The organism is Chitinophaga alhagiae, assembly GCF_003568665.1.
Taxonomy (GTDB): Bacteria; Bacteroidota; Bacteroidia; order Chitinophagales; family Chitinophagaceae; genus Chitinophaga; species Chitinophaga alhagiae.
Window position 1 is genome coordinate 1,253,226 of sequence record NZ_QXMH01000002.1, and the last position, 22,664, is coordinate 1,275,889.

Consider the following 22,664-nt stretch of genomic DNA (forward strand, 5'->3'; position numbering starts at 1 on the left):
TTTATGAAAACCTTTTCAGCATTCATTTTGCTCACTTTTTTCAACATGCATGTTTCATTTGCCGGGCAGCCTCCCGAAAATGAGCAGAAGATTATCCGCAACTTTCTCACGTATATTACCGCTCCGAAGTGGAGCATCGATACTGTAGTATCCAAGTATGTTGTATTTTATTCGGAGGAGTCCAAGGTTGCCTCGCGCGCTAAACGCAAGTTCTATTTGAGCATGGCAGTTACGGAACTGGCGCAGGCGGCGAAGAACGTTAAAATCAACGAACTGAAGATTACACCATATGATGATGCGGATGAAAAACTCCAAATTATGGTGCTCGGCCCGGAATATCGTGAGCGTTCTTTTGTGGTAACTGATTCTTCCGGTAAGTTCGTGCGGTACTTTTTGATTAAGGACGATCAAATTGAATCGTTTGTTCTCTTTCAGAACAAAGCATACCTGCTACTGAACTAGCCCAATACTAAAGCAAACCTTTACGCTGTTCCTGTAACAGCAGCAAGGGGGAAGTGATGCCCCACTCGGCAGCATTGCTTCCCCTTTTTCATGCCCATATCTTAACGGAAAAAACGGAAATATATGTTGACCGCATGTACGGAATTGCTACGCGAACTGCAATCCAAAATAAACATTCTTTCGCGCGACCCTGGTGCAGGATTGGCCCGTATTGAGAAAATACTAGGGTTCATTAATCAGGTGTTTTTATCCATGAAATCGCTTATGGAATCCTATGTTTTCCAAAACCAGTATGAGGAAATTACTTTCTTCAAAGAGATTACTCCCGAACTGTACGCCCATTGGGTATTCTACAGCACGATTTATAATGTACAGAGCCACGCATATCCTGCATCCTCAAAGCATAGACTGAAATATTTTGAACATGAATTAAAGAAGATTGACGACTTTTTCTTTCACCATATAGAATTCTACAAATACTACCGAGCTGGCAGGAACCATAGGGATGTTGAGTTTTTCACAAGACAAGAGGCTTCTCGCGAATTTAATACGGATTTACTGGCACCGGTTATGGATCAGCAATTTTGCACTCCATATTCACTTAAACTGGCCATGGTAATCGCCAATGAGAAGTTGAAAAGTTGGTTGAGTAGTGCAATATCGGCTGAAGTAAAACCAGAAATCATTTCAACTTATAATTCAGAACCTCCACTTCCTGTGTTACAATGGACGGGAACTAAAACTGGGCTATGCGAAATGATTTATGCATGGTATGCCAGTGGGGTGTTCAATAATGGCAATGCTACCATTGAGTCTATTACTAGGCATTGCGAGAAGTTTTTTAGTATAGAATTGAGCGCGCAAACTGTGACGTTTCAGGAAATTCTTCGAAGAAAGAAGGGTCCAACCACTTTTATTGACTGGCTAAAGAGTAAATATATTTTTTATATCGAGTCTATTGAATCCGCAGCAATTCAGCGCAACATAAATAAAAAATAGGAACGATTTTACCCTATTGATTTCACAAATAGGTTTGTATTTTGGAGCGTTTTGGAGCTTTTATTTATAATGGTTATCTTCCACAGAGATTTTAATTTTAACAGCCCTAAAAAATTTGTAGCATGTTTATTCCTTACCGCGATTTTTCGGAAGTAGAGCGTGACATTAGAGATAAAAACCCGGAAGTTATATATAAGTACAGAACATGGGAAGATGATTACCACAAAAGGATAATCACTGAAAACGAAGCCTGGTTCGCCCATCCACATTCATTAAATGATCCTTACGACATAAGACCTCCATACAATTTTGTCGTTGATAGTATAAACTGGGATATTGCAAGGATGAAAATAAGGCGTGCTGGCCGCCATTATGAACCGGGATTGTCAGATGAAGAGCTTGAAAGAGAAGTTGAAATTCGCCTCCAAGCTATTATGGCAGACCCAATCACATATTTCCAACGGAATAGAGAGGAGTATGTGAACGATCGTAGAAATTACGATCAAATTGGACTTTTTAGCTGCTGCAAGACTTTTAGTAATGAGCCCATGTGGGCACACTATGGAGCCAATCACTGTGGATTTTCTGTTGGATTCAATACCGTTGAGTTAGCACGGGCATTACATTGTACTGTTGGTGAGGTTAACTATAGTGATGCTCCAATCGATTACTATGTTATGGGGGATAATGCAAAGAATCTTGAGAATGAAATAATGCAGAAGGCTACTAGGTGGTCTGCGGAGGAAGAACTCAGGTTTATTACAGTAGGAATTGGTATTACTAGGGAGAGAGCCGCAAAGTTTCCGAGTGGAGCGGTTTCGGAAATTGTTTTTGGACTTAATACTGCAAAGCGTGTTCAGGATGAAATTAAAGCTGCTGCGGCGATAAGGTTTCCCGGCGTGCCTACTTACCAAGTACGTACTCGTCAGGGTGCATATGGTTTTGATAAAGTTGCAGTTTAGAGTTATTTATTAAAAAAATGAAAATACTAATCGATTGGCAATAATTCCCTCAATAGATGCCCATTACTTAGAAGCGGTTTGTAAAGTAATCGCAAACACTGAGAAAGGCTTAACTGGAAGTGAAATACAAAAGTTGTTGGCGGATTCAAAGATTGATGATAGTGATCCCGATTTAACTAAGTGGAAGCGGTTATATAATGCATTTGCTCACTGGCAGAATAATAATAACTGTTCAAATAATATAGTTGACTTTTTGAAGCGAGCTCTGCAGCCTGCCAGATACATAAATCAGGCGGAATTGTTCCACTTTCGACGAAATGAGATCAATAAAGTATTGTCATTTATTGGAATTGAAATATCCGACAGGGGAACTCTCATTGAAGTTTCTAAAACTGTTACATTAAGTGAAGCGGAACAACGCGCAGGACACTTTAAGTATAAATTATTAGCACGAAACATACACCCGGATATTATCCAATATTGTAATTCAGAGTTATTACAGGAAAATTATTTTCATTCAGTATTTGAAGCAGTTAAGGGTGTGGCTGAAAGAATTCGGCTTATGACTGGTTTATATGCAGATGGGAATCCATTGGTCGATACTGCATTTTCAACTAATAATCCATTAATAAGAATTAATAGATTGCTAACTGATACCGATCGTAGTGAACATTTAGGATTGATGAATTCAATCAAAGGGCTGTTTGGAATAATTCGAAACCCAACAGCTCATGTACCAAAGATACTTTTTGTAATTGATGAAGATGACGCACTCGATATTATGACTATAGCTTCATTTATACATAAGAAGTTAGATAGGGCGCTTTAAATTTTTTTAAAATATTTCTTCATACTAGGATTTACACTAGGATAACCCGCCTCCCCCGCGCCCCACCTTTGCCATACACCCTCACCCAAAAACTTCGTGTATGGCAACTCTTACTCTTCACCCGTTTGTCCTCGCAGGCCTCCTCGCAGCCATTACATACGGTATCGTTACGCTAGTGCTCCGGCTGCGCACCTCTACCAAAATGCAGCTTGCGAATGTTCCCTCTTCCGAAAAATCTTTACTGTTTTCTGCATTCGATCCCGCGTCCGGTATGCGCCTGGCGCCGGAACCCGAAATGGAACTGGAAATAGAGGGGATCGACGACGATACCCAGCTGGAACTTGTAGAAGACGATACCAGTATCCTATTGAAGGAAGCCGAGGCCCTCACAGAAGAGGTAAGCCGCCTGCTCTCCAGTATCGCCAGCGACCCGCCCAATCCCACGGAGGTTTTCACGAAATTCCGTGCTCTATTAAGCCAGTATAGCATTTTCCAGAACACCGAATTCTACGACGCGATCAATCGCTTTGTGGCCATAGCCGTGGAGCGCGACCTGGATATCCAGTTTAACCACGGGCAGCTTACCGAATTGTGGTCGTAAACATCTTCCTTTCTCTACTTCTCCTTTAACGGCCCCGGCCCGTTGCGCCAAGGTTCTCCGCCGCCGCGTGATCCCCCAACGGCCGGGGCTTCCTTCCCAACCCAAAAAAAATACACCAATGTACAGACCAACGCATGAACGCCATACGGCGCTCCGGGTAGCTTTTACCCAATTTTTCCTCACGGTATGCATTTTCTCTATCGCCCAGGACGGCACTGCGGGTATCGAACGCGCAAACGAGCTTGTAAGGGATTATTTCGACGATGGTATCACATTGCTGTACGCTATCGGAGCCGTGTTGGGCCTCGTTGGTGCCGTGAAGGTATATACCCGCTGGAGCCAGGGCGACAACGAAACCACAAAACTTGCCGCCAGCTGGTTCGGAGCCTGCATTTTTCTAGTGGTGGTGGCGACTGTCCTGAAAAGTTTCTTCGGCGTGTAAAGCTGCAACCATGGCTACTGTATACCAAATCAATAAAGGCGTTAACCGCAGCATCGAATTCCGCGGCATCAAAGCACAATACCTCGCCATCCTCGCTGCCGGCATGGTTGCCCTACTGCTGGTAAGCGCTGTCGCCTTCGCAGCAGGTACTCCTGCAATGATTGCGATTCCTGTCATTGTACTGGCAGGTTACTGCCTGGTTACCGCGGTCCAGCGGTACAGTAAGCGCTACGGTGAACATGGCCTGGCTAAAAAGGCCGCTCAGGTAAGAATGCCGGCCTATCTCACCGCCTCTTCCCGGAAACTATTCCTACAACTCAAGAATGTTTGCCATGAAACGGAATAAGACGCTCGATAGCGTTTTCCCTATTCATAAGGTAGAGAATAACTATCTCATATCGAAAGCCGGAAGCATTACGATAGCCTTTGCTTTGGTTCTACCGGAAATATTTACCATGGCTGCTTCGGACTACGAAGCGCTACATGCGACTTTTGTAAAGGCAGTACGCACTCTTCCTGAACAAACCGTGCTCCACAAACAAGATTGGTTTATAGAAGAAACGTTCCGCGCTGTACCTGGTGATGATTCCAGCCTTACGGAAGCCAGTAACCGCCATTTTAATGAGCGGCCTTATCTCCGCCACGAGTGCTACGTTTTCCTAAGCACTATTCCCGCTGCACAACGAAATCCGGCCCCTTCGGCAAATATTCTGCTCCGCGGTTCCGTTTTGAGCAGCGAAATGCTCAACCAGCGCAGCTACGACCTATTCGCGGAGCGCGCCGGGCAGTTCGCCGCTGTACTGCAGGATAGCGGCTATTTACAGGTGAGGCGGCTCACCGACGACGAAATTGCAAGTACGCCGGAACGGGCGGGCATTTTGGAGCGGTATTGCTACCAGTTGGCCCATGATGCCCTACCGGCGTTGGCAGACTTCAAAACGGGTACAGAACTTAGTGTAGGCGGGCGTCTGCTGCAAATTTTCTCCCTCGCGGACCCAGAGGACTTGCCGGCACTTTGCGGCCCGAGAATAAATTATGAGAAGTACAGCACTGATCGCACACCCTTTTCCGTCGGCTTCGGCGCACCGCTGGGGCTCTTGTTGCCGTGCAACCATATTGTGAACCAGTATGTGGTAATCGGCGACAGCGGTGCTACGCTGCGGAAAATCGAAACCAAGCGTAAGCGCCTCCAATCGCTTTCCGCGTATTCCCGCGAAAATGCCATCAGCCGCGACGCGGCCAGCGCATTCCTAAACGAAGCTATTAGCCAGGGGCGGCTACCTGTGAAGGCCCATTTAAACGTAATTGCATGGCACGACGATCCAGCCAAAAGCCGCGAGCTGCGGAACCTGGTATCTACCGCCATGGCTGCACTGGATGGTAAAGCAAAGCTGGAGACTGCCGCCGCCGCATGTCTATTCTGGGCTGGAATACCGGGGAATGGCGCAGAACTGCCGTCCACGGATCGTTTCGACACCTTCGCGGAGCAGGCGGTGTGTTTTTTCAATGTAGAAACGAACTACAGCACATCTCTTGCGGCCAACGGCATCCGTTTTGGTGATCGGCTAACCGGCCGGCCGCTTCAGGTGGATCTGTTTTATGAGCCCTTCGAAAAGGGCCTCATCCAGAACCGTAATATCTTCCTTTGCGGCCCGTCGGGCTCCGGCAAGTCTTTCGCCACCAACCACATACTGCGGAGTTGCAATGAGGGCGGCGATCATATTCTTGTAGTAGACGTAGGCCATTCATACAAAGGGCTATGCGACCTGGTGGGCGGCTATTACTTCACCTTCAGCGAATCGAATCCGATTTCCTTCAACCCTTTTTTTGTTCCGGAGAATCAACTGGATACAGAAAAGAGGGAGGCGATCAAGTCTTTGCTACTGGCGTTGTGGAAGAAAGATGATGAGGCTTACTCCCGCAGTGAATATATTTCCTTGTCAAATGCGCTCCAGAGTTACTTCGATACACTGAAGGCCGATCCTGCGATATTCCCCTGTTTCAACACCTTCTACGACTATCTCCGCGACCAGTTTGTACCGGCCCTTCGCCAGCAGGGCGTAAAGGAGAAGCACTTCGATATCGATAACTTCCTCTACGTTCTGCGCCCATACTACACAGGCGGCGAATACGATTACCTGCTCAACGCCACGGAGAACTTGGATCTGCTGCATACCAACTTCATTGTGTACGAGTTGGATGCGATCCGCGACCATCCGATTCTCCTGCCCGCAGTTACACTCACGCTGGCAGAGGCCTTCCTGAACAAGATGCGCCGCCTGAAAGGCGTGCGGAAGATTATCCTGATTGAAGAGGCATGGAAGGCCATTGCGCGTGCCGGCATGGCTGAATATATCCGCTACCTGTTCAAAACGGTGCGCAAATTTTACGGAACCGCAGCTGTGGTAACCCAGGAGATCGATGATATCATTTCCAGCCCCATTATCAAGGATACCATTATCGCCAACAGCGATATCAAAATTCTACTCGATCAAAGCAAGTATGCCAACAAGTTCCAGGCTATCCAGGATGCGTTGGGCCTTACCGACAAAGACCGTGGGCTCATTCTCTCCATGAACAAGGCCAACGATCCCGCCCTGAAGTACAAGGAGATTTTCATTGGCTTAGGCGCTCATAGCAAGGTTTACCGTACCGAAGTTTCGCTGGAGGAATACTTGTGCTATACCACAGAAGAGCGGGAAAAGCTGCTGGTTCAACAATACGCCGCGCGCTTCGGCTCCATAAAACGCGGCATTGCCCGTCTGGCGGCGGATATAAGATCAAAAAAGGTATGATATGAAAAGGAAATTGCTCATAGCGTTCGTATTTGCCGCCGTGCTCATTGCCGCGCCCACCAAGGATTCCTACGCAATTTGGCCGGTCATAAAAGCGGCTCTGAAGAAGGTAATCCGCGCCATGGACTTACAAATACAGCGGCTTCAAAACAGGACTATCGGCCTGCAAAACGCGCAAAAGGTGCTGGAGAACGTAATGGCGAAGATGCGGCTGGAGGAAATTGGCCAGTGGACTGAGCGGCAGAAGGCTTTATACCAGGACTACTTCAACGAACTGTGGAGGATAAAATCCGTCATTGCCTATTACCGCCGCATTTCGGAGGTAATTGAGCGGCAACAGGCGCTGGTGGCTGAGTACCAACGGGCATTTGCCATCATACGGGAGGATAGGCACTTCTCCGCTGCTGAAGTAGATGGCCTGTACAATCTGTATTCCCGCATATTGGAGGAAAGCCTTGATAACGTGGAAGACGTGCTGCAGGTGGTAAATGCTTTCACCGTACAAATGAGCGATGCCGACCGCCTGAAGATAATCGGCACCGCCGCCGACCGTATGGAAGGCCATGTTATAGCCCTCCGCCGGGTTACCAACCGCGCCGCCGCCCTGAGTGCCCAGCGTGCCCGCACCGTGAAGGAAGTTAATCGTATCAAATCCATGTATGGCATAAACTGAAAGCGATGAACAGTATTACCATCATTTTACTCCTTTGGATATTCAACGTCGGCAGCGCACAAGCCCAGCTGGCGGATGAATGGCTCCGGCAAAAGCGAACCCAGCGCAAATACCTGGTTGCACAGATAGCAGCGCTTCGGCAATACGCAGGCCTCGCACGGAAGGGATACGACGTTGTTGGTGGCGGAATCAGGCTGGTTGGGCAGATAAAGCAGGGCGATCTCGATATTCATTCCGCATTCTTTTCCTCCCTCCGGCAGGTAAGCCCATTCGTGCGCCGCCACCGTAAGGTGCTGGATTTATCCGCCAGCTACCTTCAGCTTATCGCGCATTGCCGGAAAATGAAATCCCGCTGGTCTAACAGTGAGGCGTTGCCCGGATGGCAGCGTAATGCCGCGGCTGATGCCTACCTGCGGTTCGCCAACGAGATTACCCAGGATCTGCTATTCTTAACAGAACTGTTAACAGACGGGCGTTTTGAATTAAATGATGCCGAGCGCCTGGCCAAAGTTGACGAGCTCAGCGCTGCCCAATCTGCGCGTAAAACGTTGCTACACCGGCTTTCAACTACCATCTCCAGCAAGGTAGGTCGCGAGGAAATACGGCGTAGGGAAATACTTCATCAGCAAACCTTATTGCCATGAGAATAACCTTCATACTCATATTTCCGCTACTGCTCAGCTTTTCATCCACCAGGGCACAATCGGACGAACTCATTCAGCTTGGCCTCAACATTGAGAAGCTGAACCAGTTCCGGCAAATCCTTTCCGATATGCGGAAAGCCTATACGGTACTAAGCCGTGGATATTCCACCGTTCGTGATCTTTCGCAGGGGAACTTCAAGGTACACGAACTATTCCTCGACGGCTTGATGGCGGTAAGTCCCGGTGTAGCGCGTTACAGACGTATTCCCGAAATCATATCAACACAGCGGGTTATTGTAACTGAGTACCGTAGGGCAATGGCGCGTTTCCGGGGGAAGGGTTTGTTTTCACCAGATGAACTCGCCGCCATGCAGCGCGTGTATGCTGGGCTATTCGACCGGACTGTTAGCAGCTTAGAGGAATTGGCCCTTATCGTTACCGGCGGGAAGCTGCGAATGAGCGACGGAGAGCGCATGGCGGCTATTGACAGATTGTTTGAGGCACTCGAAAGGGAACTCGATTTCCTTCGGCAGTTTAATACCAACAACACCACTGTGGCCGATATCCGGGAACGAAAATTCAAAGAAATCCATCAACTAACTGCCCAGCAGGGCGAGTAAAATTTCAAACATTGAAAAAGAAATTACTATTCGCGCTGCTCATGGTGGCTGCGCCCATCGCATGTTTTGCTCAATCCGGCGGAAACGAGGATATACAGAAGCTACATGCTATTCTGGACAGGCTTTACGAGGATATGATTCCGTTATGCGGCCGGCTAACCGACGTTGCGCGTGGCATTGCAGGATTTGGAGCCATATTCTACATAGCAGTACGTGCAGGTCGTAGTTTGGCAGCGGCGGAGCCTATCGACTTCTTCCCGTTATTGCGCCCATTCGTGCTTGCCGTGTTGATAGGTATTTATCCATTGGTGCTGGGCGTAATAAACGGCGTACTGCAACCCACTGTAGATGCGACTAACGAACTGGTTACGGATAGCGATAATGCAGTGAAGGAACTGCTGAAGGTAGAATATGAGCTGCTGGCACAAGGGAAAGTGGAAGTGCCTCCCGGCAGTCCGGGCACCGGTGATGAGGAAATGAGGGATTATTACAAGTACCTCAACCAGGAAACTGCGGGGGAAGAGAACTCCCGCGGATTCTGGAGCCTGATGTGGGGCAAGGTAGAAGGCACTCTGCTTTACTACGTGCAGCTTATCGTTTCCAAAATTCTCCAGATTCTGTTCTACGCGGCCGCCTTATGCGTAGATGCCATGCGCACTTTTCATCTTGTAATTCTGGCCATTGTGGGGCCGTTCGTTTTTGCCCTGAGCGTGTACGACGGCTTTCAGCATACACTCTCAGTTTGGTTGGCGCGGTACATCAATGTTTACATGTGGCTTCCGGTGGCCAACTTATTCGGCGCAATGATTTCCCGCATCCAGGAGAATTTTATCAAAAACGATATTGAAGCCGTTCTCGCAGGTGGTAATAACCTCACTTACAGCCTTACCAGCGTGGCATACATCGTTTTCCTCATCGTTGGGATAGTTGGCTATTTCACCGTTCCGTCCATCGCCAATTACATAGTACACGCCAGCGGCGGAAACGCCCTTCTCTCAAAAGTTCATTCCGCCGTAGGCATGGCTGCATCTGCCGGGGCAACCGGCGGTGCTTCTGCGGCCGCGGCTGGTGGCAGTGGCGCCTCTGCGGCGGGTTCAGCTGCTGCGGATGCCAGCGGACCCGATAAGCAACATTTCCCGATGGCCGATGCCGCAAACTCCGAAGGCTATAACAAAGACGGTGGGCACCAGTACAAACAGATTTCCGGAAAGTAAACGTGAACCTATGTTTCAGCATTTTAAGAACATCGATACCGCATTCCGGCATATCCGGGTGTTTTCGTACCTCTTCCTTTTTGTGAACGGTGTAGGTGCTGCGCTGGTGACCCATTGGGCATTTCGTTCCGTACAGGAGGAACGCTCTCGTGTGTACGTGCTAGCCAATGGAAAACTGCTGGCTGCCGAGGGTACAAACAAAAGGCTGGTGCTGGAAATAAGGATGAAGGATCATGTTCGGGATTTTCATCAGCATTTTTTCACTGCTTCCCCGGATGAAGAAGCTATTCGCAATTCGGTTACCAGGGCGCTGTACCTGGCGGACGCGTCCGCCAAATCGGTATATGATAATCTCCAGGAATCGGGGTACTACAGTGGCATCGTATCAGGGAACATCAGCCAGTTTGTAGCGGAAGATAGTATCGCCGTGGATTTGAACACCATGCCAAACCGCTTTGTGTACTACGGTAAACTGAAGATTGTGCGTTCTACATCCACCGTAATTCGCGCCCTCATCACTACAGGCACCATCGCTGAAACTGCCGGGATCAGTAACAACAACCCGCAGGGCATGTTGATCGGCAATTGGCGAATCGTTTCTAACCAAGACCTCCAACACCTTGCGCCATGAAGAAACTGCTAAAATTGAAGGCGCTGGATTTGCAAGCCGCAGCCGGCATTATTTCTCGCCCAAAGCCCTGGGTGGCTGCTTTAGTAAAGCGGCTGGAAAAGCTTGAGCGACGACTTACCTACGCCCAAAAGCATTGTTGGCTGTTTATGTTTACCGTTGCGGCAGGCGCATACTTCCTCTATGTTGCCATTGCTGGTATTTCGGCCAGCAGCCAAGGCTTCATTCGCCAACAGCCACCAAAGCGAATAGTACCAATCTTCAACCCTCCACCTGCGCTGGTAGATTCAACTCATTTTAAAAACGCATTACCATGACTTCGATTTCACTTTCAAAGCTGGATATTAAAAAATACCTGAGATTATTGCCCTTTGCGGCTTTCGTGCTCACGTTGACTTTCTACTACCTGTTTACTTTCCTTGCAGGTACTGCCAACAAGGGGGAGCCATCCAGCAAAAGCGCATTCAATACGGAATTGCCATCTCCTAAACTGGACGACCGGTATAAAAACAAACTCGATATCTATATGGAGGCGCGGCAGGATAGCATTCGGCGCCTGAAAGAAGCCAAACGCGATTCCGTATTGTTTCCGGTAGAAGCAGCTACCACTGTTAGTACTGTAGGCCAACCGGGCGACATTTCACCAGCAGAGCTGCGTGGCAGTACAGTGGAAGATAGAAACGTGAAGCGGAGCAATAAGGCCATGGCTATGTTACGGGAGGCACTTTCTCGTCAGGAGGATTTACCGGAGCCCACGCCAGAGCCTCGTTTGCAGACTTACTCACGACAACCGGCGGGCACGACTGAACTCTCCCGTATGGAGGAAATTATGAATGCCGCGGCTACATCCCCCACAGACGATGCAGAATTACGAATGCTGGATGGTATGCTGGATAAAATACGGGAAATCAAGCAGCCAGGCAGCACTACATTGAACAAATCGCAAGGTCAGGATACTACGCCCGCACTATTTGCATCCTCCGTGGCACCCGCTTCGGTGGTTCCGGATGAAAATGTTGAGGGTAACGGGTTCTATGGGCTTGCCGAAGAAACCTCTGCCGATCAAACACCGGGTAGCGGCACTATCTCGGCGGTGGTACATGCCGATCAACGTGTAAAAACCGGCTCCATTGTACGCCTGCGGCTCACCCAGGATATGTACGTGAACAATGCGCGTGTACCGGCGAATGCTTCGGTGTATGGAGTTGCCACAGTGGCCAAGGAACGCGTGCAACTGGATATAAAGCATGCTGTATATGCCAATACAGTTCTACCAATAAAACTCAGCGTTTTCGATATTGATGGCATTCCCGGGATATCTACACCAGGGGCTGATGCCCACGATGCCAGCCGGGATGGCCTTAACCAGGTGGTACAGAACCTCGAATTGTACAGCATGGACCCAAGCATCGGCGCACAGGCAGCTGCATCGGGCATACAGGCTGCGAAGGGTCTTATTTCCAAAAAAACGAAAACCCCGTATGCCATGCTGAAGGCCAATCATAAGGTAATGCTGGTAAACGGTCGATTTTAAACCAATAAACCAATAGATATGAAACAATCCATTCTCGCACTGCTTTTTTCGTTTTCTGTTTTGGCGGTTGCCGGGCAGGTGGTGGAGCTTCCTGCTCAAACTGAAGTAATTCCGTATCCATTGAAATGCGGTTATAATAAAACAACCGTATTACTCTTTCCGGCAGGCATTAAGGATGCCGACCGGGGGCGCACTGATATTATTGTGAGCCGCCAGCAAGGGCTCAACAACGTGCTGAAGGTGAAGGCCGGCAAGAAGGATTTTGAGCCCACGAACCTCAACGTTTTCACCCTGGATGGGAAACTGTATACTTTTGAGGTGCTTTATAGCCCAACCGGCGGTGGTACATTTGACCTTTCCCTGCTAAAGCCTTCTGCCCACCATGCCGGTAAGCCGATGCCGCTTATTTTCCCCGAGCTGGAGGAATCCTCGCCGGACACCCAGTTGCGGCTAAACAAGGTGGAAGCCGCCAGACCGTTCTTCCGGCTTTCTTCCAAAGGCAGGCAGTTGAAGTTGGGGCTACAATCCATACATTTCGACTCCACGCGCCTTTATTTTCACTTTCGCATTCGCAATTCCGCCAAACTTCCATACCAGATTGATTTTTCCCGTATGTACATCACAGATGGGCGGTTGGTTCGCCGTTCATCTGCTCAACAACAGGAAATTACCCCGGAACTCTCCACAGGATTCAAAACAATACCCGGTTTGTCAACTGCCGATTTCATCTTCGTTTTAAAGCGGTTTACGATTCCTCATGGCAAAAAATTTCAACTGGAATTCAATGAAAAGAACGGTGGGCGTAGCATTCGCCTGGAAGTGCGCAACCGCCACTTATTTAGGGCTAAGCCACTTTTCTAAAATTAAGTGCCATGAACTTCGCTCAAACTGGCCCGGTAAATCGGGTTTCCGAAGCAATTGCATTGTATGCCTACCAGGAGGCTCAGGCAATAGCCCTGAATCCCGGTGGCTGGGCCATGGATAAAGCCGGCCTGGAGCTTAAACAGCGGTTCTACGAAGGCATTGCTGCAGCTTCTTACCCAATTATTTCAAATACAGAACGGCAGGCGCTACGATATGTTCGCCACCAAATACGCCGAATGCGCGCCGCGCAGCACCCCAACTGGTGGAATAGAGTTGTTTATCATCCAGCAAGCATATTTCTGCGAAATTTTTTACTACAGCGGCGGGAAGCGTTTCGCCAACTGGAGAACCGGCAGCGCTCTACGGTTAATCATGAGCTCCGGACCTTGAATGTACATGCATCGGTAAAGTCTCTTACCGATGCCGGTTTTAAAATCCCGATGGAATCCGTGCTGGTAAAAATGATGAACCAGGAGATGCCACATTTTCATTTCCGGTACTCAGATCCCACACGCTGCTCCAACACCGAATTTGTACTTCATTTTGAGCGCCTTCCTAACAGCAACTACTACCAGTTCAGTTCATTTACTGCCTCAGCGTTAGGTACGGGCAACACCAGTCAGGAACAGTTTCAGCAGGTATTTCGGCAAAATTTAGATGCAGAGGCTTGCCAGTCGTTGGTGACTGCCGAGGAAGCGGCAGTTTTGGTAAATGGCGGGCATGTATCCCGCATTGATACTGGAAATGAGTATTGGATTGCGCTGGATCGCACCGGCGTAAATCCACCTGGTAGAACAGCTCTAACCAGTACCGTTTTCGATTTAGATAAATCACTGAACCGTGTTCCCCTTACTAGTTTAACACCTGCACAAATGGAAAGGCTGAAAGCCGGGCTACGATCCGGCCATCCCCGTATTGTAGAGCTGTTGATAAACAAGGAGAAAGTAAAGGCTAGAATCCAGGCAAATCCTGCTCATGGCGGACTTACCATTACCGACCTTGCTGGGCGAAAAATAGACCTCTCATCGACTACTAAAAGAAGAGCCAATTCAGCCGCAGCTAATACTTTGAAGGTAGTTGAAGACGTGCAGCAATCGGTAAATAATGGGAAGAGCAAGGGACAAAGAAACGGTTAAGGTAAAGCGGAAGGGAAAAACAACGGGAACATTCCAAAAAGAATAGAGGCAAAAAGAACGGCTAAAGTAGCCGCCCCGCTTGGAATTTCCAAACCCCGGAGGGCCATAAACACAGGGCTCGGCGGTGGGCCATGATAAAAGGCCATGCAGTGAAGCGACTGCCTGGCCTTTTATCATGGCCCGCTCTCATTTATAGCCCCAGGGTTTGGTAATGTCCACGCGGCGCGTCTATACATGGCCTTTCTTTTTGCCTCTATTCTTTTCGGATTGTTCAACGCGGAAACGCACTAAAAAATAAGATTATGAAAACAGTAAGTAAAGTAAATATCAAAAAATGTGAAATATGGGATAAACAAGGGTTGACTAACCCACTGGCGTGTCTTCGCCGGCGGCTCCTTCTAGTAGCTACACTCGCCGGAGTCATAGCTACTGTTCACTGTATCAAACCCACTTTCGATTCTTCGAAGGTGGTTCTTTCTCACACATCCATTTTTCCAATTAAAATTTTAAACAATAAAATCCTTCAATCATGAAAACTACAAAAAAGGAAAAACGTACACCATGGCCGTTTTCAGCCGAAGATCCCTTTGCTACTGAAAAGCAGGAAATGGATTCTAAAAATATCGAAAACACTAACTCTAAAAATCTAAACACAATGAAAACGAACAAAACTTCCGTAAAAAAGGCTCCTGTAACCCAAAAGAAATCCGCTCCCAGCAAGCCTATTGCGAATTCTGTTAAACGGGAAGCGGCAGAACGTGCTAAGCTCTCTATTGTGAAGGTGGAAACGCCGGGAACAGCCACGTTGCCAGGTAAGCCGGAACCCGTTACCCAACTTCAAAAAACGTTGCGCGTTGTGGACGAACTTGCACGTAAAGTTAAACAGCGGGATGTAATGGTGGAAACAATCGATACGCTGGAAACATTCCAAATCGATCAGGAGCAAAAAGAAGGAGAATACAACGGCTGCTCATTCACCGTAAGAGACGATAAAGGGATGAGCTGGACAATCAAAAATGTAAATTTTATTGTATCGATGCTGGAGTATGGCATCCAATGGTGCTATGCGCGGAAGGAAGCTATAGAGAAAACCATCATTCTTCCAACCAATGCCGCGTAACTTCCTGCTAAGAAGGCCTTCCCTGAAAATGGGGAGGCCTTCCTGTTTTTAACCAAATCTTACAACAATGCATAATATCCATAAAAATGAAGTAACAGGTCAGCACAGCTTCTTCTCCTACAAGCAAAAAGCATGGCATCAGCTTGGGAAGGTTGTGGATGAATATCCTACCAGCGCTGATGCCATGGAATATGCTGGGCTGAATTTTACGGTGGAGCGGCGGCCGCTGCTCACGTATGATTCCAGCAATTTTTACGGCGATCCTGAATTAGATGTGCTCATTGCTGAAGTTGATGTTCCAAACTATTACGCCACAGTGCGAACCGATACCGATCAGGTGCTCGGAGTAGTCGGGTCGGATTACCACGTGATGCAGAATGTAGAAGCATTTGCGTTCTTTGATAATCTTGTAGGAGCTGGCAACGGCATCAAATATGAAACGGCTGGTGCGCTTGGCAACGGTGAGCGGATCTTTATTACGGCAAAGCTGCCCGACTATATTCATGTGGTTGGTGACGACCTGCTGGAAAAGTACCTGCTGCTTACAACTTCCCATGATGGCAGTTCCGGCATTACCGCCGCCTTTACACCTGTGCGGGTCGTTTGCCAGAATACACTGAACTCGGCCCTCCGGAACCTGAAGAACCATATCACCTTCCGGCATACCGCTAATGCAAAGCAGCGGCTGGATAACGCGCATGAGCTCTTAGGTATTACATCGAATCTCTCCCAGGTTACAGAGGACCGCTTCCGCTTCTGGTCGAAAGTACAAATAACCGATCCGGAGGTGAAGCGGCTCATAGAGCTGGCAATGGCTCCTAGTAAGGAAGTGCTGGAAATGGTACACGCTAATCAGTATGAGGAATGGCCCACCGTTTTCAAGAATACCTGTGAAAAGGTGCTAGAGTATGCAATGACGGCAGAGAGCCAGCAAACGCAGGCTACGCGGGGGACCGTGTATGGCGCTTACAACGCGGTATCGGGGTATTTTCAAAATGTGCGTTCATATAGATCCCCCGAATCTAAAATGAAGAATATCTTCTACGGTGGTACGGCACAGCAGCGCACTCAGAAAGCATTTGAAATATGCGACAGCTATGTGGTAAACGGTGCTTTGGCGCTGCATGCCAACTGATCTCGATTTGATAAATATTCTTTAATTCAAATTATTTGTTATGAAATCATTTGAAGAACTAGATAACGTCGATATCGGTTACTACCTGCATTGTTGGTTTCCTCAGCATATTCCGGGACTATTACAGTACCTCGAAAATATGGCGCTATCCATGAGAGATGAACGCAGCAGTAAACAGCCAGATATTGAAGGAGTAGCAGCTGACGAAATGGAAGAACTATGGGCAAAAATAGTAAGGCGTATTCAGCATGAGCCGGAATTGAAGGACAACCCCACAAGGTTCGCCGAGAGGCTTTTTGCTGGTAAAGTTGGCATTTTGAATGTTAGCTGCATTATAACATGGATAAATTTTATCAAGCACGTAAATCCGAAATTTACGGAGGCGGTAAAGTTTTTTTTCGTAAACGCATGATAATCGGCCACCGCAGTGCCGCCCCGTTTGGGGGAGAAAGTTTTTAAATTTTTGTTTTCGATTTATTTGGTTTTTATTATTTCATATTTTTCTCCCGCTTGCCGCGAATTTTCCGTGCGGGCGGGTGTTTAAAAGCTAGTTTTTCGGGACTAGCTTTTTTTAGTTTAAAATATGCGGCTGTATTTCGTTGGAAGTAGGTACCAGCAGTTCAAAAATGGTTACGTGCAATAAATCTGCAAATTCTTGTAGGTTAACAATAGTAATGTTAACTTTTCCTTCTTCGATTTCTTCTAATTTCTCCGTTGAAATTTTTGCGGATTGGGCAAAAGTTATGGCGGATATCCTTTGTAAAGCCCGAATCCTGCACATATTTCTGCCAACTGTTTCAAGTATTGTAGCCATCACCCAAAATTTTCACAATTTAGGGTGTAAATATTGGGCAGTCGATGGGTAATAATCCATCGTAAGCAAATTTCTCCGGTTTCTGCAATAGGAAACCGGCGCACCACGCTTGGATGTAGCAGAAATAGAATTGCGTATCGGGCGTGGTGCGAGGTTAAAGTTTTTCTTTAGGCTGGAGGGGCGGAATTTCGAGCGGAACTACAATGAAAATCTACAAGGAAACCTGCAATGATTCCATTATCAAAAATTCATTTTCTGAATACGAACAGCGTTAAGGATTGCCAGTAACGCTACACCTACATCTGCGAAAACTGCCTCCCACATGGTCGCCAGTCCACCGGCGCCGAGAATCAGCACGATGGCCTTCACCCCAAACGCCAGGGCGATATTCTGCCAGACCACCCGATTCGTAGCTCGGCCGATCTTAATAGCAACAGGTATACGGGATGGCTGGTCTGTCTGGATCACCACATCCGCCGTTTCGATTGCGGCATCGCTGCCCAGTCCGCCCATAGCGATACCCACGTCGCTGAGCGCGAGCACCGGGGCGTCATTGATACCGTCTCCGATGAAGGCAACAACAGCACCGGGTTCTTTCTTTATCTGCTCCACTTTCTCCACCTTATTTTCCGGCAAGAGGTTACCGAATGCACGGTCGATTTTTAGAATGGCGGCTACTTTATCTACAACGGCCTGCTTGTCACCGCTGAGCATCGTTGTCTTGATATTCATTGCATGCAATGCCTGCACGGCTTCCTGTGCATCTTCTTTCAGTTCGTCGGAAATGGTGATATATCCGGCGAATTTACCGTCTACCCCCACCATTACAATGGTGTCGGTGATCGCGTCCGCATCCTGCGGAACGATTATGCCCAATCTCTGCATCAGCTTGCCGTTGCCGGCAGCCACCACCTTCCCGTTAACCGTGCCTTTCAGGCCGTGCCCGCTGATTTCCTCCAGCGAATCGACGGCCAGGCCATCTACAGATTTTCCCACGTGTGCTACGACTGCGGCGGCGATGGGGTGAGTTGATTTGCTTTCCAGCGCAGCGGCCATCGGCAGCCAGGCTTCTTCCGGCAGTTCGAAGCTGCGGACTTCCTGCACCTTGAAAACGCCTTTGGTCAGCGTGCCGGTCTTATCCATCACCACACGGTTCACTTTGGTAATAAGATCGAGATAATTGGAGCCTTTGAACAGGATACCTTTGCGGGATGCGGCACCAATGCCTCCGAAGTAACCGAGCGGAATGGAGATCACCAGTGCGCAGGGGCACGAGATCACCAGGAAGATGAGCGCGCGATACAGCCAATCGTTAAATACGTAATTATCGACGAAGAAGTACGGCAATAGCATGATACCGATGGCGAGGAAAACGACGATGGGCGTGTACACCCGTGCGAACTTTCGGATGAATTGTTCCGTCTTCGCTTTTCGTGTGGTAGCTTCCTGCACCATCGTCAGGATGCGCGCGAGGGAACTATCATTGAACAGTTTGGTTACTTGCAGCTCCACCACCTTCTCCTGGTTAATCATACCGGCCAGCACGGTTTCACCCTTGCGGAAAGTGGAGGGTTTGCTTTCGCCCGTCAGCGCCGCGGTATTGAAGCTGCTGCCATCATTGAGGATAACACCATCCAGCGGCACTTTTTCACCTACTTTAACCTGAATGGTTTCGCCCACTTTTACCGCCATGGGCCGCACTTCCTTGGCATTGCCGTTGACGAGCACCGTGGCGGTATCAGGGCGAATATCCAGCAACGCCTTTATGCTGCGCTTCGCACGGCTGACAGCTGCTCCCTGGAAGAGTTCTCCTACAGTGTAAAACAGCATAACGGCCACGCCTTCCGGATATTCCCCGATATAGAAGGCGCCCAGCGTGGCGATCGTCATCAAAACGAATTCAGTGAATACATCACCTTTTAAAAGCAGCCGGATACCGTGCATAGCCACAGGCCAACCTACTGGTAAATATGCGATACCATACCATACCAACCGTACCCAGCCGGTGAAGAAAGACGGCTGGATTAAATTGTCGGCTGCGAGGCCAACCATGAGCATCACGAAGCTGATGATGGCGGGCAGGTATTCCCGCCAGGGAGATGAGCTCGCCGGTGCATGTGAGTGGCCGTGTTCTACTTCAGCATCATCTTCCTCGGTGGCCACAACCTGCTCATGGGTGTGTATCGTGGAAGTAGCGCCCTTTATTTTCACACCTTGCCGTTCGATCTCTTTCAAGATGATATCCTTGTCGGTCGCTGTCTGGTCAAATTCGATGCGAATGTTACCGGTGGCGGATACGGAAGTATCTACAATGCCGTGCACTTTCTTCAGTTGGCCTTCCACGGCCGACGCTTCGATCATTTCACGGATGGCCTCGACTTCGATCATCAGGTGACCGTACTTCCGGGAAATCGACGCGCCTGCTTCCTGGGCAAAATGTTGGATTTGCTCCAGCGATATTTCGTCGGGATCGAAATGAAAGCAAAGCCTGGCGCCATTCTGGCCATCCGCGGGAACGACGTGCGCCTTTTCAATGCCTTTATGTTGCTGCATGGCCGCGATGACGCGCTGCACGCAGGCATCCCTTTCATCCGGCACTTCCGGCAAAACCAAATCCAGGTCGATCTTGATTTTTTCCATATGAGGGCTTTATATAAGCGGCGTCCGTATTTACACGAACGCCGCCGGAGTTAAAACATAAGATTTTACAGGCGTAGCTTCAGTCCGCCGTTTACGACGAAGCCATCCAGCGGTGCGTAGATATCCCGGAAAACGGGATTCGAGACGGTGCCCCTGTAAATTGTATCAAACCTTGTTTGCCGGGTATCGAGGAAGTTCTCGAAGTTCACGAACAGGGAGAATTTTTCCCAAATCTTCTCTGCCATGAAACCGCAGATCCAGTATGGTTTGCCGGTGCTGCCATCGCTGAGCTGCTGTTTGCTGTAATAGTAGCCTTCCAGCCCGAACTTCCATTTTTCTTCGATCTCATACATCAGCACGTTGTTGAGCCGGTGGCGGGAAGTGAGGTAGTTTTCCCGTTTGGTGCCGTTTTCATTGATCCGCGCATCGGTAAATGTGTAGCCAATGAACAGTTTAAGATCGCCGTAGCTCACCTTTACGTTGGTTTCCCATCCCTTTGTATCGATATGGCCTTCTGCATTGACAAGCCGGTAAAGATTGCCGGGGGCATTGGTCAGCAGCAGTGGGTCGTTGATACGGGTGTAAAAGAACAGTTGGTTCACGCTGAGGCTTACTTTGCCGTCTGCAAAGCCTGTACGGTAATTCAGGTCGAAATTGGCACCGTAGGACCGTTCTAGCTTGTTATCGTCCGAATTGATGGGCAGAACGGAATGGTATTGCAGTCGTTCCGTTTCTTCGGTAAAGATGGTAGGCGTTTTATAGCCCAGCCCACCGCCGATCCGGGACGAGAATTTCGGCGAGAACTTGAACAGCACAGAGGCACGCGGCAGCAACACAAAGCCATAGTCGATCACGTAGTCGCCACGTAGTCCAGTTTCCACATGAACGACCTCGCTGGCCTTCCAGGTGTTCTGCACGAAGGCGCCGATGGTGTTTTGATCGTAATTCCGCAGTGGGATGGTATCGGTCTTCGCTTCCTTGAAATTATCAGTATATAGGTTGACACCTCCGACCCATTCCGACCGATCTTTACGCAAACTGTAGGCGGCTTCTGTGTAGGAGGACCACTGCGTACCGTCGAATACATAACCCGGAATGCTCAGTTTTCGTTTAAAGTTGTTGACGGAATTTTTCACCGTCAGGCTGCTGTTTTCGCTGAAATCGTGGTCAAAAGCCAGTTGGGTGCTGTACCGCTGGGTTTTGTTCTTCTCAAAATAGGAGTGTGTAGCGTCGCCCCGGCCTTTGATATACTGGATATCCCCGCCAGTACGATCTTCCAGCGTGGCGTTCACCCCGAAGTTCAGGCGCGTGCGCGGGTTGAAGTACAGGAATAGTTTCGGGTTGATGTTATAACGTTCAAACTTTGGGATCGCAGTAAAACCCGTGTTGGAAGGATCATAAGGGCGGTTACTGTTGCGGGAGGCGAACACGGTCAAACCCACTTTCTCGAACTTCTGGCCGTAAAAGCCACTCACGTCCAATCCACCGGCGGTTGTACCGTTTACGAGGAATCGGAGATCCCGTTCCTCCGTTGGCGTTCTGGAAATGAGGTTAACCAAGCCTGCGATGGCACCTCCGCCGTAGAGCGTGGAGGCTGAGCCTTTAATCACCTCCACCTGCTTGAGGTCGAGCGGCGGTGTTTGCAAGAGCCCCAGGCCACCTGAGAATCCGGCATACAATGGGAAGCCGTCTTTCAGTATTTGGGTGTATCGCCCATCCAGCCCCTGAATGCGGATACTGGAATTGGCAGAAGTGGCGGAAACCTGCTGCGTCTGGATGCCGGTGCTTTCGTTAAGCATCATGCGTATATCGCCCGGCTTCATATTTCCCTTTTCCTCCAGTTCTTCCCCAGCGATAAACTCCACGCGGGTTGGGATGTTCTGAATGGTGCGGGTGCTGCGTGTAGAGGTGATTACCACTTCCTCGATTTCTTCGGATTCCTCTTCGAGCATGATAGTCAGCGTATCTGTGCCACGCGGAAACACAAGGGTATCGATTATAGTTTCAAAGCCAACGAAACTAAACGCAACTGCCTGCCGGCCGTTAGGAATGTTCCGTAGAATGGCAATGCCGTCTTCACCGGTTTTAGCGCCAATAGACGTTCCCGGCAGGGAAACCGTTGCGCCATGCAGAGGTTCCTTGCTGTCAGCTTCAAGAATGCGAGTAATAAGTACGTTTTGGGCATTGCATATATAGCCGATACAGGCCAGTAGGCCGGTAAATATAAATCTCTTCATAATACTTTATAGAGTGAAATAACAGTTCAATTCGCCATTGTTTGAGGCGATGCCAATGGTTTATATGTAAAATCAGGCTTTGGGGGGATGCCAGACGGCAGGCTGGTAGGTGGAAAGAACGGAACTATCCGGAGAAAAGAATACGTGCGTTGTCGAGATTGTCCAGGCGGTTAGAATGACCTTATTTGCGGTTACTACCACACCGTGGCAGGTATTGCAGGAAAAGAAGGGCGAACAGGGGAGTTCGGGTTTCCCATGCTTTTCGTGATCGTTATGATTTCCACATTCCTGGGCAGAAACCAACTCAGTCTCGTT

The 22,664-nt window shown here is 48.8% G+C and carries 23 protein-coding genes; 20 read left to right on the plus strand and 3 right to left on the minus strand.

Annotation, left to right across the window (positions count from 1 at the left end; all coding sequences use genetic code 11):
* Positions 1–3 precede the first annotated feature (3 nt).
* From D3A97_RS16050 to D3A97_RS16145, 20 genes are all read left to right on the plus strand, one after another.
* Positions 4–462 (plus strand): hypothetical protein, encoded by a 459-nt coding sequence (locus tag D3A97_RS16050; protein WP_119079476.1) that lies wholly within the window; start codon positions 4–6, stop codon positions 460–462.
* Positions 463–585: 123 nt separating this feature from the next.
* Positions 586–1,461, plus strand: coding sequence for an RteC domain-containing protein (locus D3A97_RS16055; RefSeq protein WP_119079477.1), 876 nt, complete (start codon positions 586–588; stop codon positions 1,459–1,461).
* A 122-nt stretch (positions 1,462–1,583) separates the two neighbouring features.
* Positions 1,584–2,423 carry a DUF2971 domain-containing protein gene (locus tag D3A97_RS16060; RefSeq protein WP_119079478.1) on the plus strand — a complete coding sequence of 280 codons (840 nt, stop codon included), beginning with the start codon at positions 1,584–1,586 and terminating at the stop codon, positions 2,421–2,423.
* 34 nt (positions 2,424–2,457) lie between these two features.
* Positions 2,458–3,252: a TIGR02391 family protein gene (locus tag D3A97_RS16065; protein WP_119079479.1), complete on the plus strand. Its 795-nt coding sequence runs from the start codon at positions 2,458–2,460 to the stop codon at positions 3,250–3,252.
* A gap of 100 nt (positions 3,253–3,352) precedes the next feature.
* Entirely contained in the window at positions 3,353–3,853 is a 501-nt protein-coding gene (locus D3A97_RS16070; RefSeq protein WP_119079480.1) for a hypothetical protein, read from the plus strand.
* A gap of 118 nt (positions 3,854–3,971) precedes the next feature.
* The gene (locus D3A97_RS16075; protein ID WP_119079481.1) at positions 3,972–4,295 is read left to right on the plus strand and encodes a DUF4134 domain-containing protein; all 324 of its coding nucleotides are present in this window, start codon (positions 3,972–3,974) and stop codon (positions 4,293–4,295) included.
* 10 nt (positions 4,296–4,305) lie between these two features.
* Entirely contained in the window at positions 4,306–4,641 is a 336-nt protein-coding gene (locus tag D3A97_RS16080) for a DUF4133 domain-containing protein (protein ID WP_119079482.1), read from the plus strand.
* Positions 4,628–7,090 carry a TraG family conjugative transposon ATPase gene (locus D3A97_RS16085; protein WP_119079483.1) on the plus strand — a complete coding sequence of 821 codons (2,463 nt, stop codon included), beginning with the start codon at positions 4,628–4,630 and terminating at the stop codon, positions 7,088–7,090. The genes D3A97_RS16080 and D3A97_RS16085 overlap by 14 nt, the downstream gene beginning before the upstream one ends.
* 1 nt (position 7,091) lies before the next feature.
* Positions 7,092–7,763 (plus strand): conjugal transfer protein TraI, encoded by a 672-nt coding sequence (locus D3A97_RS16090; protein ID WP_119079484.1) that lies wholly within the window; start codon positions 7,092–7,094, stop codon positions 7,761–7,763.
* Positions 7,764–7,768: 5 nt separating this feature from the next.
* The gene (locus D3A97_RS16095; protein WP_119079485.1) at positions 7,769–8,407 is read left to right on the plus strand and encodes a hypothetical protein; all 639 of its coding nucleotides are present in this window, start codon (positions 7,769–7,771) and stop codon (positions 8,405–8,407) included.
* On the plus strand, positions 8,404–9,027 hold the full coding sequence (locus D3A97_RS16100) for a TerB family tellurite resistance protein (protein ID WP_119079486.1): 624 nt from the start codon (positions 8,404–8,406) through the stop codon (positions 9,025–9,027). The genes D3A97_RS16095 and D3A97_RS16100 overlap by 4 nt, the downstream gene beginning before the upstream one ends.
* Before the next feature lie 11 nt (positions 9,028–9,038).
* Positions 9,039–10,241 carry a conjugative transposon protein TraJ gene (traJ, locus tag D3A97_RS16105; protein WP_119079487.1) on the plus strand — a complete coding sequence of 401 codons (1,203 nt, stop codon included), beginning with the start codon at positions 9,039–9,041 and terminating at the stop codon, positions 10,239–10,241.
* A 10-nt stretch (positions 10,242–10,251) separates the two neighbouring features.
* Positions 10,252–10,872, plus strand: coding sequence for a conjugative transposon protein TraK (gene traK, locus D3A97_RS16110; RefSeq protein WP_157986581.1), 621 nt, complete (start codon positions 10,252–10,254; stop codon positions 10,870–10,872).
* Entirely contained in the window at positions 10,869–11,186 is a 318-nt protein-coding gene (locus D3A97_RS16115) for a hypothetical protein (RefSeq protein ID WP_119079489.1), read from the plus strand. Before traK ends, D3A97_RS16115 begins: the two co-directional genes overlap by 4 nt.
* Positions 11,183–12,403 (plus strand): conjugative transposon protein TraM, encoded by a 1,221-nt coding sequence (traM, locus tag D3A97_RS16120; protein WP_119079490.1) that lies wholly within the window; start codon positions 11,183–11,185, stop codon positions 12,401–12,403. The genes D3A97_RS16115 and traM overlap by 4 nt, the downstream gene beginning before the upstream one ends.
* A gap of 18 nt (positions 12,404–12,421) precedes the next feature.
* A complete protein-coding gene (traN, locus tag D3A97_RS16125) occupies positions 12,422–13,264 on the plus strand; it encodes a conjugative transposon protein TraN (protein ID WP_119079491.1) in 843 nt (280 codons plus the stop codon).
* An 11-nt stretch (positions 13,265–13,275) separates the two neighbouring features.
* Positions 13,276–14,403 (plus strand): hypothetical protein, encoded by a 1,128-nt coding sequence (locus D3A97_RS16130; protein ID WP_119079492.1) that lies wholly within the window; start codon positions 13,276–13,278, stop codon positions 14,401–14,403.
* A 529-nt stretch (positions 14,404–14,932) separates the two neighbouring features.
* Positions 14,933–15,523, plus strand: a complete 591-nt coding sequence (locus D3A97_RS16135) for a hypothetical protein (protein WP_119079493.1) — start codon at positions 14,933–14,935, stop codon at positions 15,521–15,523.
* Positions 15,524–15,590: 67 nt separating this feature from the next.
* Complete coding sequence (locus tag D3A97_RS16140) at positions 15,591–16,658, plus strand: DUF932 domain-containing protein (protein WP_119079494.1); 1,068 nt, start codon at positions 15,591–15,593, stop codon at positions 16,656–16,658.
* Between the two features lie 40 nt (positions 16,659–16,698).
* The gene (locus D3A97_RS16145) at positions 16,699–17,070 is read left to right on the plus strand and encodes a hypothetical protein (RefSeq protein ID WP_119079495.1); all 372 of its coding nucleotides are present in this window, start codon (positions 16,699–16,701) and stop codon (positions 17,068–17,070) included.
* Positions 17,071–17,229: 159 nt separating this feature from the next.
* Here the strand turns inward: D3A97_RS16145 and D3A97_RS16150 are convergent, their stop codons facing one another.
* From D3A97_RS16150 to D3A97_RS16160, 3 genes are all read right to left on the minus strand, one after another.
* Positions 17,230–17,472: a helix-turn-helix domain-containing protein gene (locus tag D3A97_RS16150; RefSeq protein WP_119079496.1), complete on the minus strand. Its 243-nt coding sequence runs from the start codon at positions 17,470–17,472 to the stop codon at positions 17,230–17,232.
* Positions 17,473–17,712: 240 nt separating this feature from the next.
* Positions 17,713–20,112 carry a heavy metal translocating P-type ATPase gene (locus D3A97_RS16155; protein WP_232825985.1) on the minus strand — a complete coding sequence of 800 codons (2,400 nt, stop codon included), beginning with the start codon at positions 20,110–20,112 and terminating at the stop codon, positions 17,713–17,715.
* Positions 20,113–20,177: 65 nt separating this feature from the next.
* A complete protein-coding gene (locus D3A97_RS16160) occupies positions 20,178–22,349 on the minus strand; it encodes a TonB-dependent receptor (RefSeq protein ID WP_119079497.1) in 2,172 nt (723 codons plus the stop codon).
* Between the last annotated feature and the right edge of the window lie 315 nt (positions 22,350–22,664).

Bases quoted from the DNA above. Each gene is read 5' to 3' on its own strand.
- D3A97_RS16050 (WP_119079476.1), top strand. From the start codon at position 4: ATGAAAACCTTTTCAGCATTCATTTTGCTCACTTTTTTCAACATGCAT.
- D3A97_RS16055 (WP_119079477.1), top strand. From the start codon at position 586: ATGTTGACCGCATGTACGGAATTGCTACGCGAACTGCAATCCAAAATA.
- D3A97_RS16060 (WP_119079478.1), top strand. From the start codon at position 1,584: ATGTTTATTCCTTACCGCGATTTTTCGGAAGTAGAGCGTGACATTAGA.
- D3A97_RS16070 (WP_119079480.1), top strand. From the start codon at position 3,353: ATGGCAACTCTTACTCTTCACCCGTTTGTCCTCGCAGGCCTCCTCGCA.
- D3A97_RS16075 (WP_119079481.1), top strand. From the start codon at position 3,972: ATGTACAGACCAACGCATGAACGCCATACGGCGCTCCGGGTAGCTTTT.
- D3A97_RS16080 (WP_119079482.1), top strand. From the start codon at position 4,306: ATGGCTACTGTATACCAAATCAATAAAGGCGTTAACCGCAGCATCGAA.
- D3A97_RS16085 (WP_119079483.1), top strand. From the start codon at position 4,628: ATGAAACGGAATAAGACGCTCGATAGCGTTTTCCCTATTCATAAGGTA.
- D3A97_RS16090 (WP_119079484.1), top strand. From the start codon at position 7,092: ATGAAAAGGAAATTGCTCATAGCGTTCGTATTTGCCGCCGTGCTCATT.
- D3A97_RS16095 (WP_119079485.1), top strand. From the start codon at position 7,769: ATGAACAGTATTACCATCATTTTACTCCTTTGGATATTCAACGTCGGC.
- D3A97_RS16100 (WP_119079486.1), top strand. From the start codon at position 8,404: ATGAGAATAACCTTCATACTCATATTTCCGCTACTGCTCAGCTTTTCA.
- traK (WP_157986581.1), top strand. From the start codon at position 10,252: ATGTTTCAGCATTTTAAGAACATCGATACCGCATTCCGGCATATCCGG.
- D3A97_RS16115 (WP_119079489.1), top strand. From the start codon at position 10,869: ATGAAGAAACTGCTAAAATTGAAGGCGCTGGATTTGCAAGCCGCAGCC.
- traM (WP_119079490.1), top strand. From the start codon at position 11,183: ATGACTTCGATTTCACTTTCAAAGCTGGATATTAAAAAATACCTGAGA.
- traN (WP_119079491.1), top strand. From the start codon at position 12,422: ATGAAACAATCCATTCTCGCACTGCTTTTTTCGTTTTCTGTTTTGGCG.
- D3A97_RS16130 (WP_119079492.1), top strand. From the start codon at position 13,276: ATGAACTTCGCTCAAACTGGCCCGGTAAATCGGGTTTCCGAAGCAATT.
- D3A97_RS16135 (WP_119079493.1), top strand. From the start codon at position 14,933: ATGAAAACTACAAAAAAGGAAAAACGTACACCATGGCCGTTTTCAGCC.
- D3A97_RS16140 (WP_119079494.1), top strand. From the start codon at position 15,591: ATGCATAATATCCATAAAAATGAAGTAACAGGTCAGCACAGCTTCTTC.
- D3A97_RS16145 (WP_119079495.1), top strand. From the start codon at position 16,699: ATGAAATCATTTGAAGAACTAGATAACGTCGATATCGGTTACTACCTG.
- D3A97_RS16150 (WP_119079496.1), bottom strand. From the start codon at position 17,472: ATGGCTACAATACTTGAAACAGTTGGCAGAAATATGTGCAGGATTCGG.
- D3A97_RS16155 (WP_232825985.1), bottom strand. From the start codon at position 20,112: ATGGAAAAAATCAAGATCGACCTGGATTTGGTTTTGCCGGAAGTGCCG.
- D3A97_RS16160 (WP_119079497.1), bottom strand. From the start codon at position 22,349: ATGAAGAGATTTATATTTACCGGCCTACTGGCCTGTATCGGCTATATA.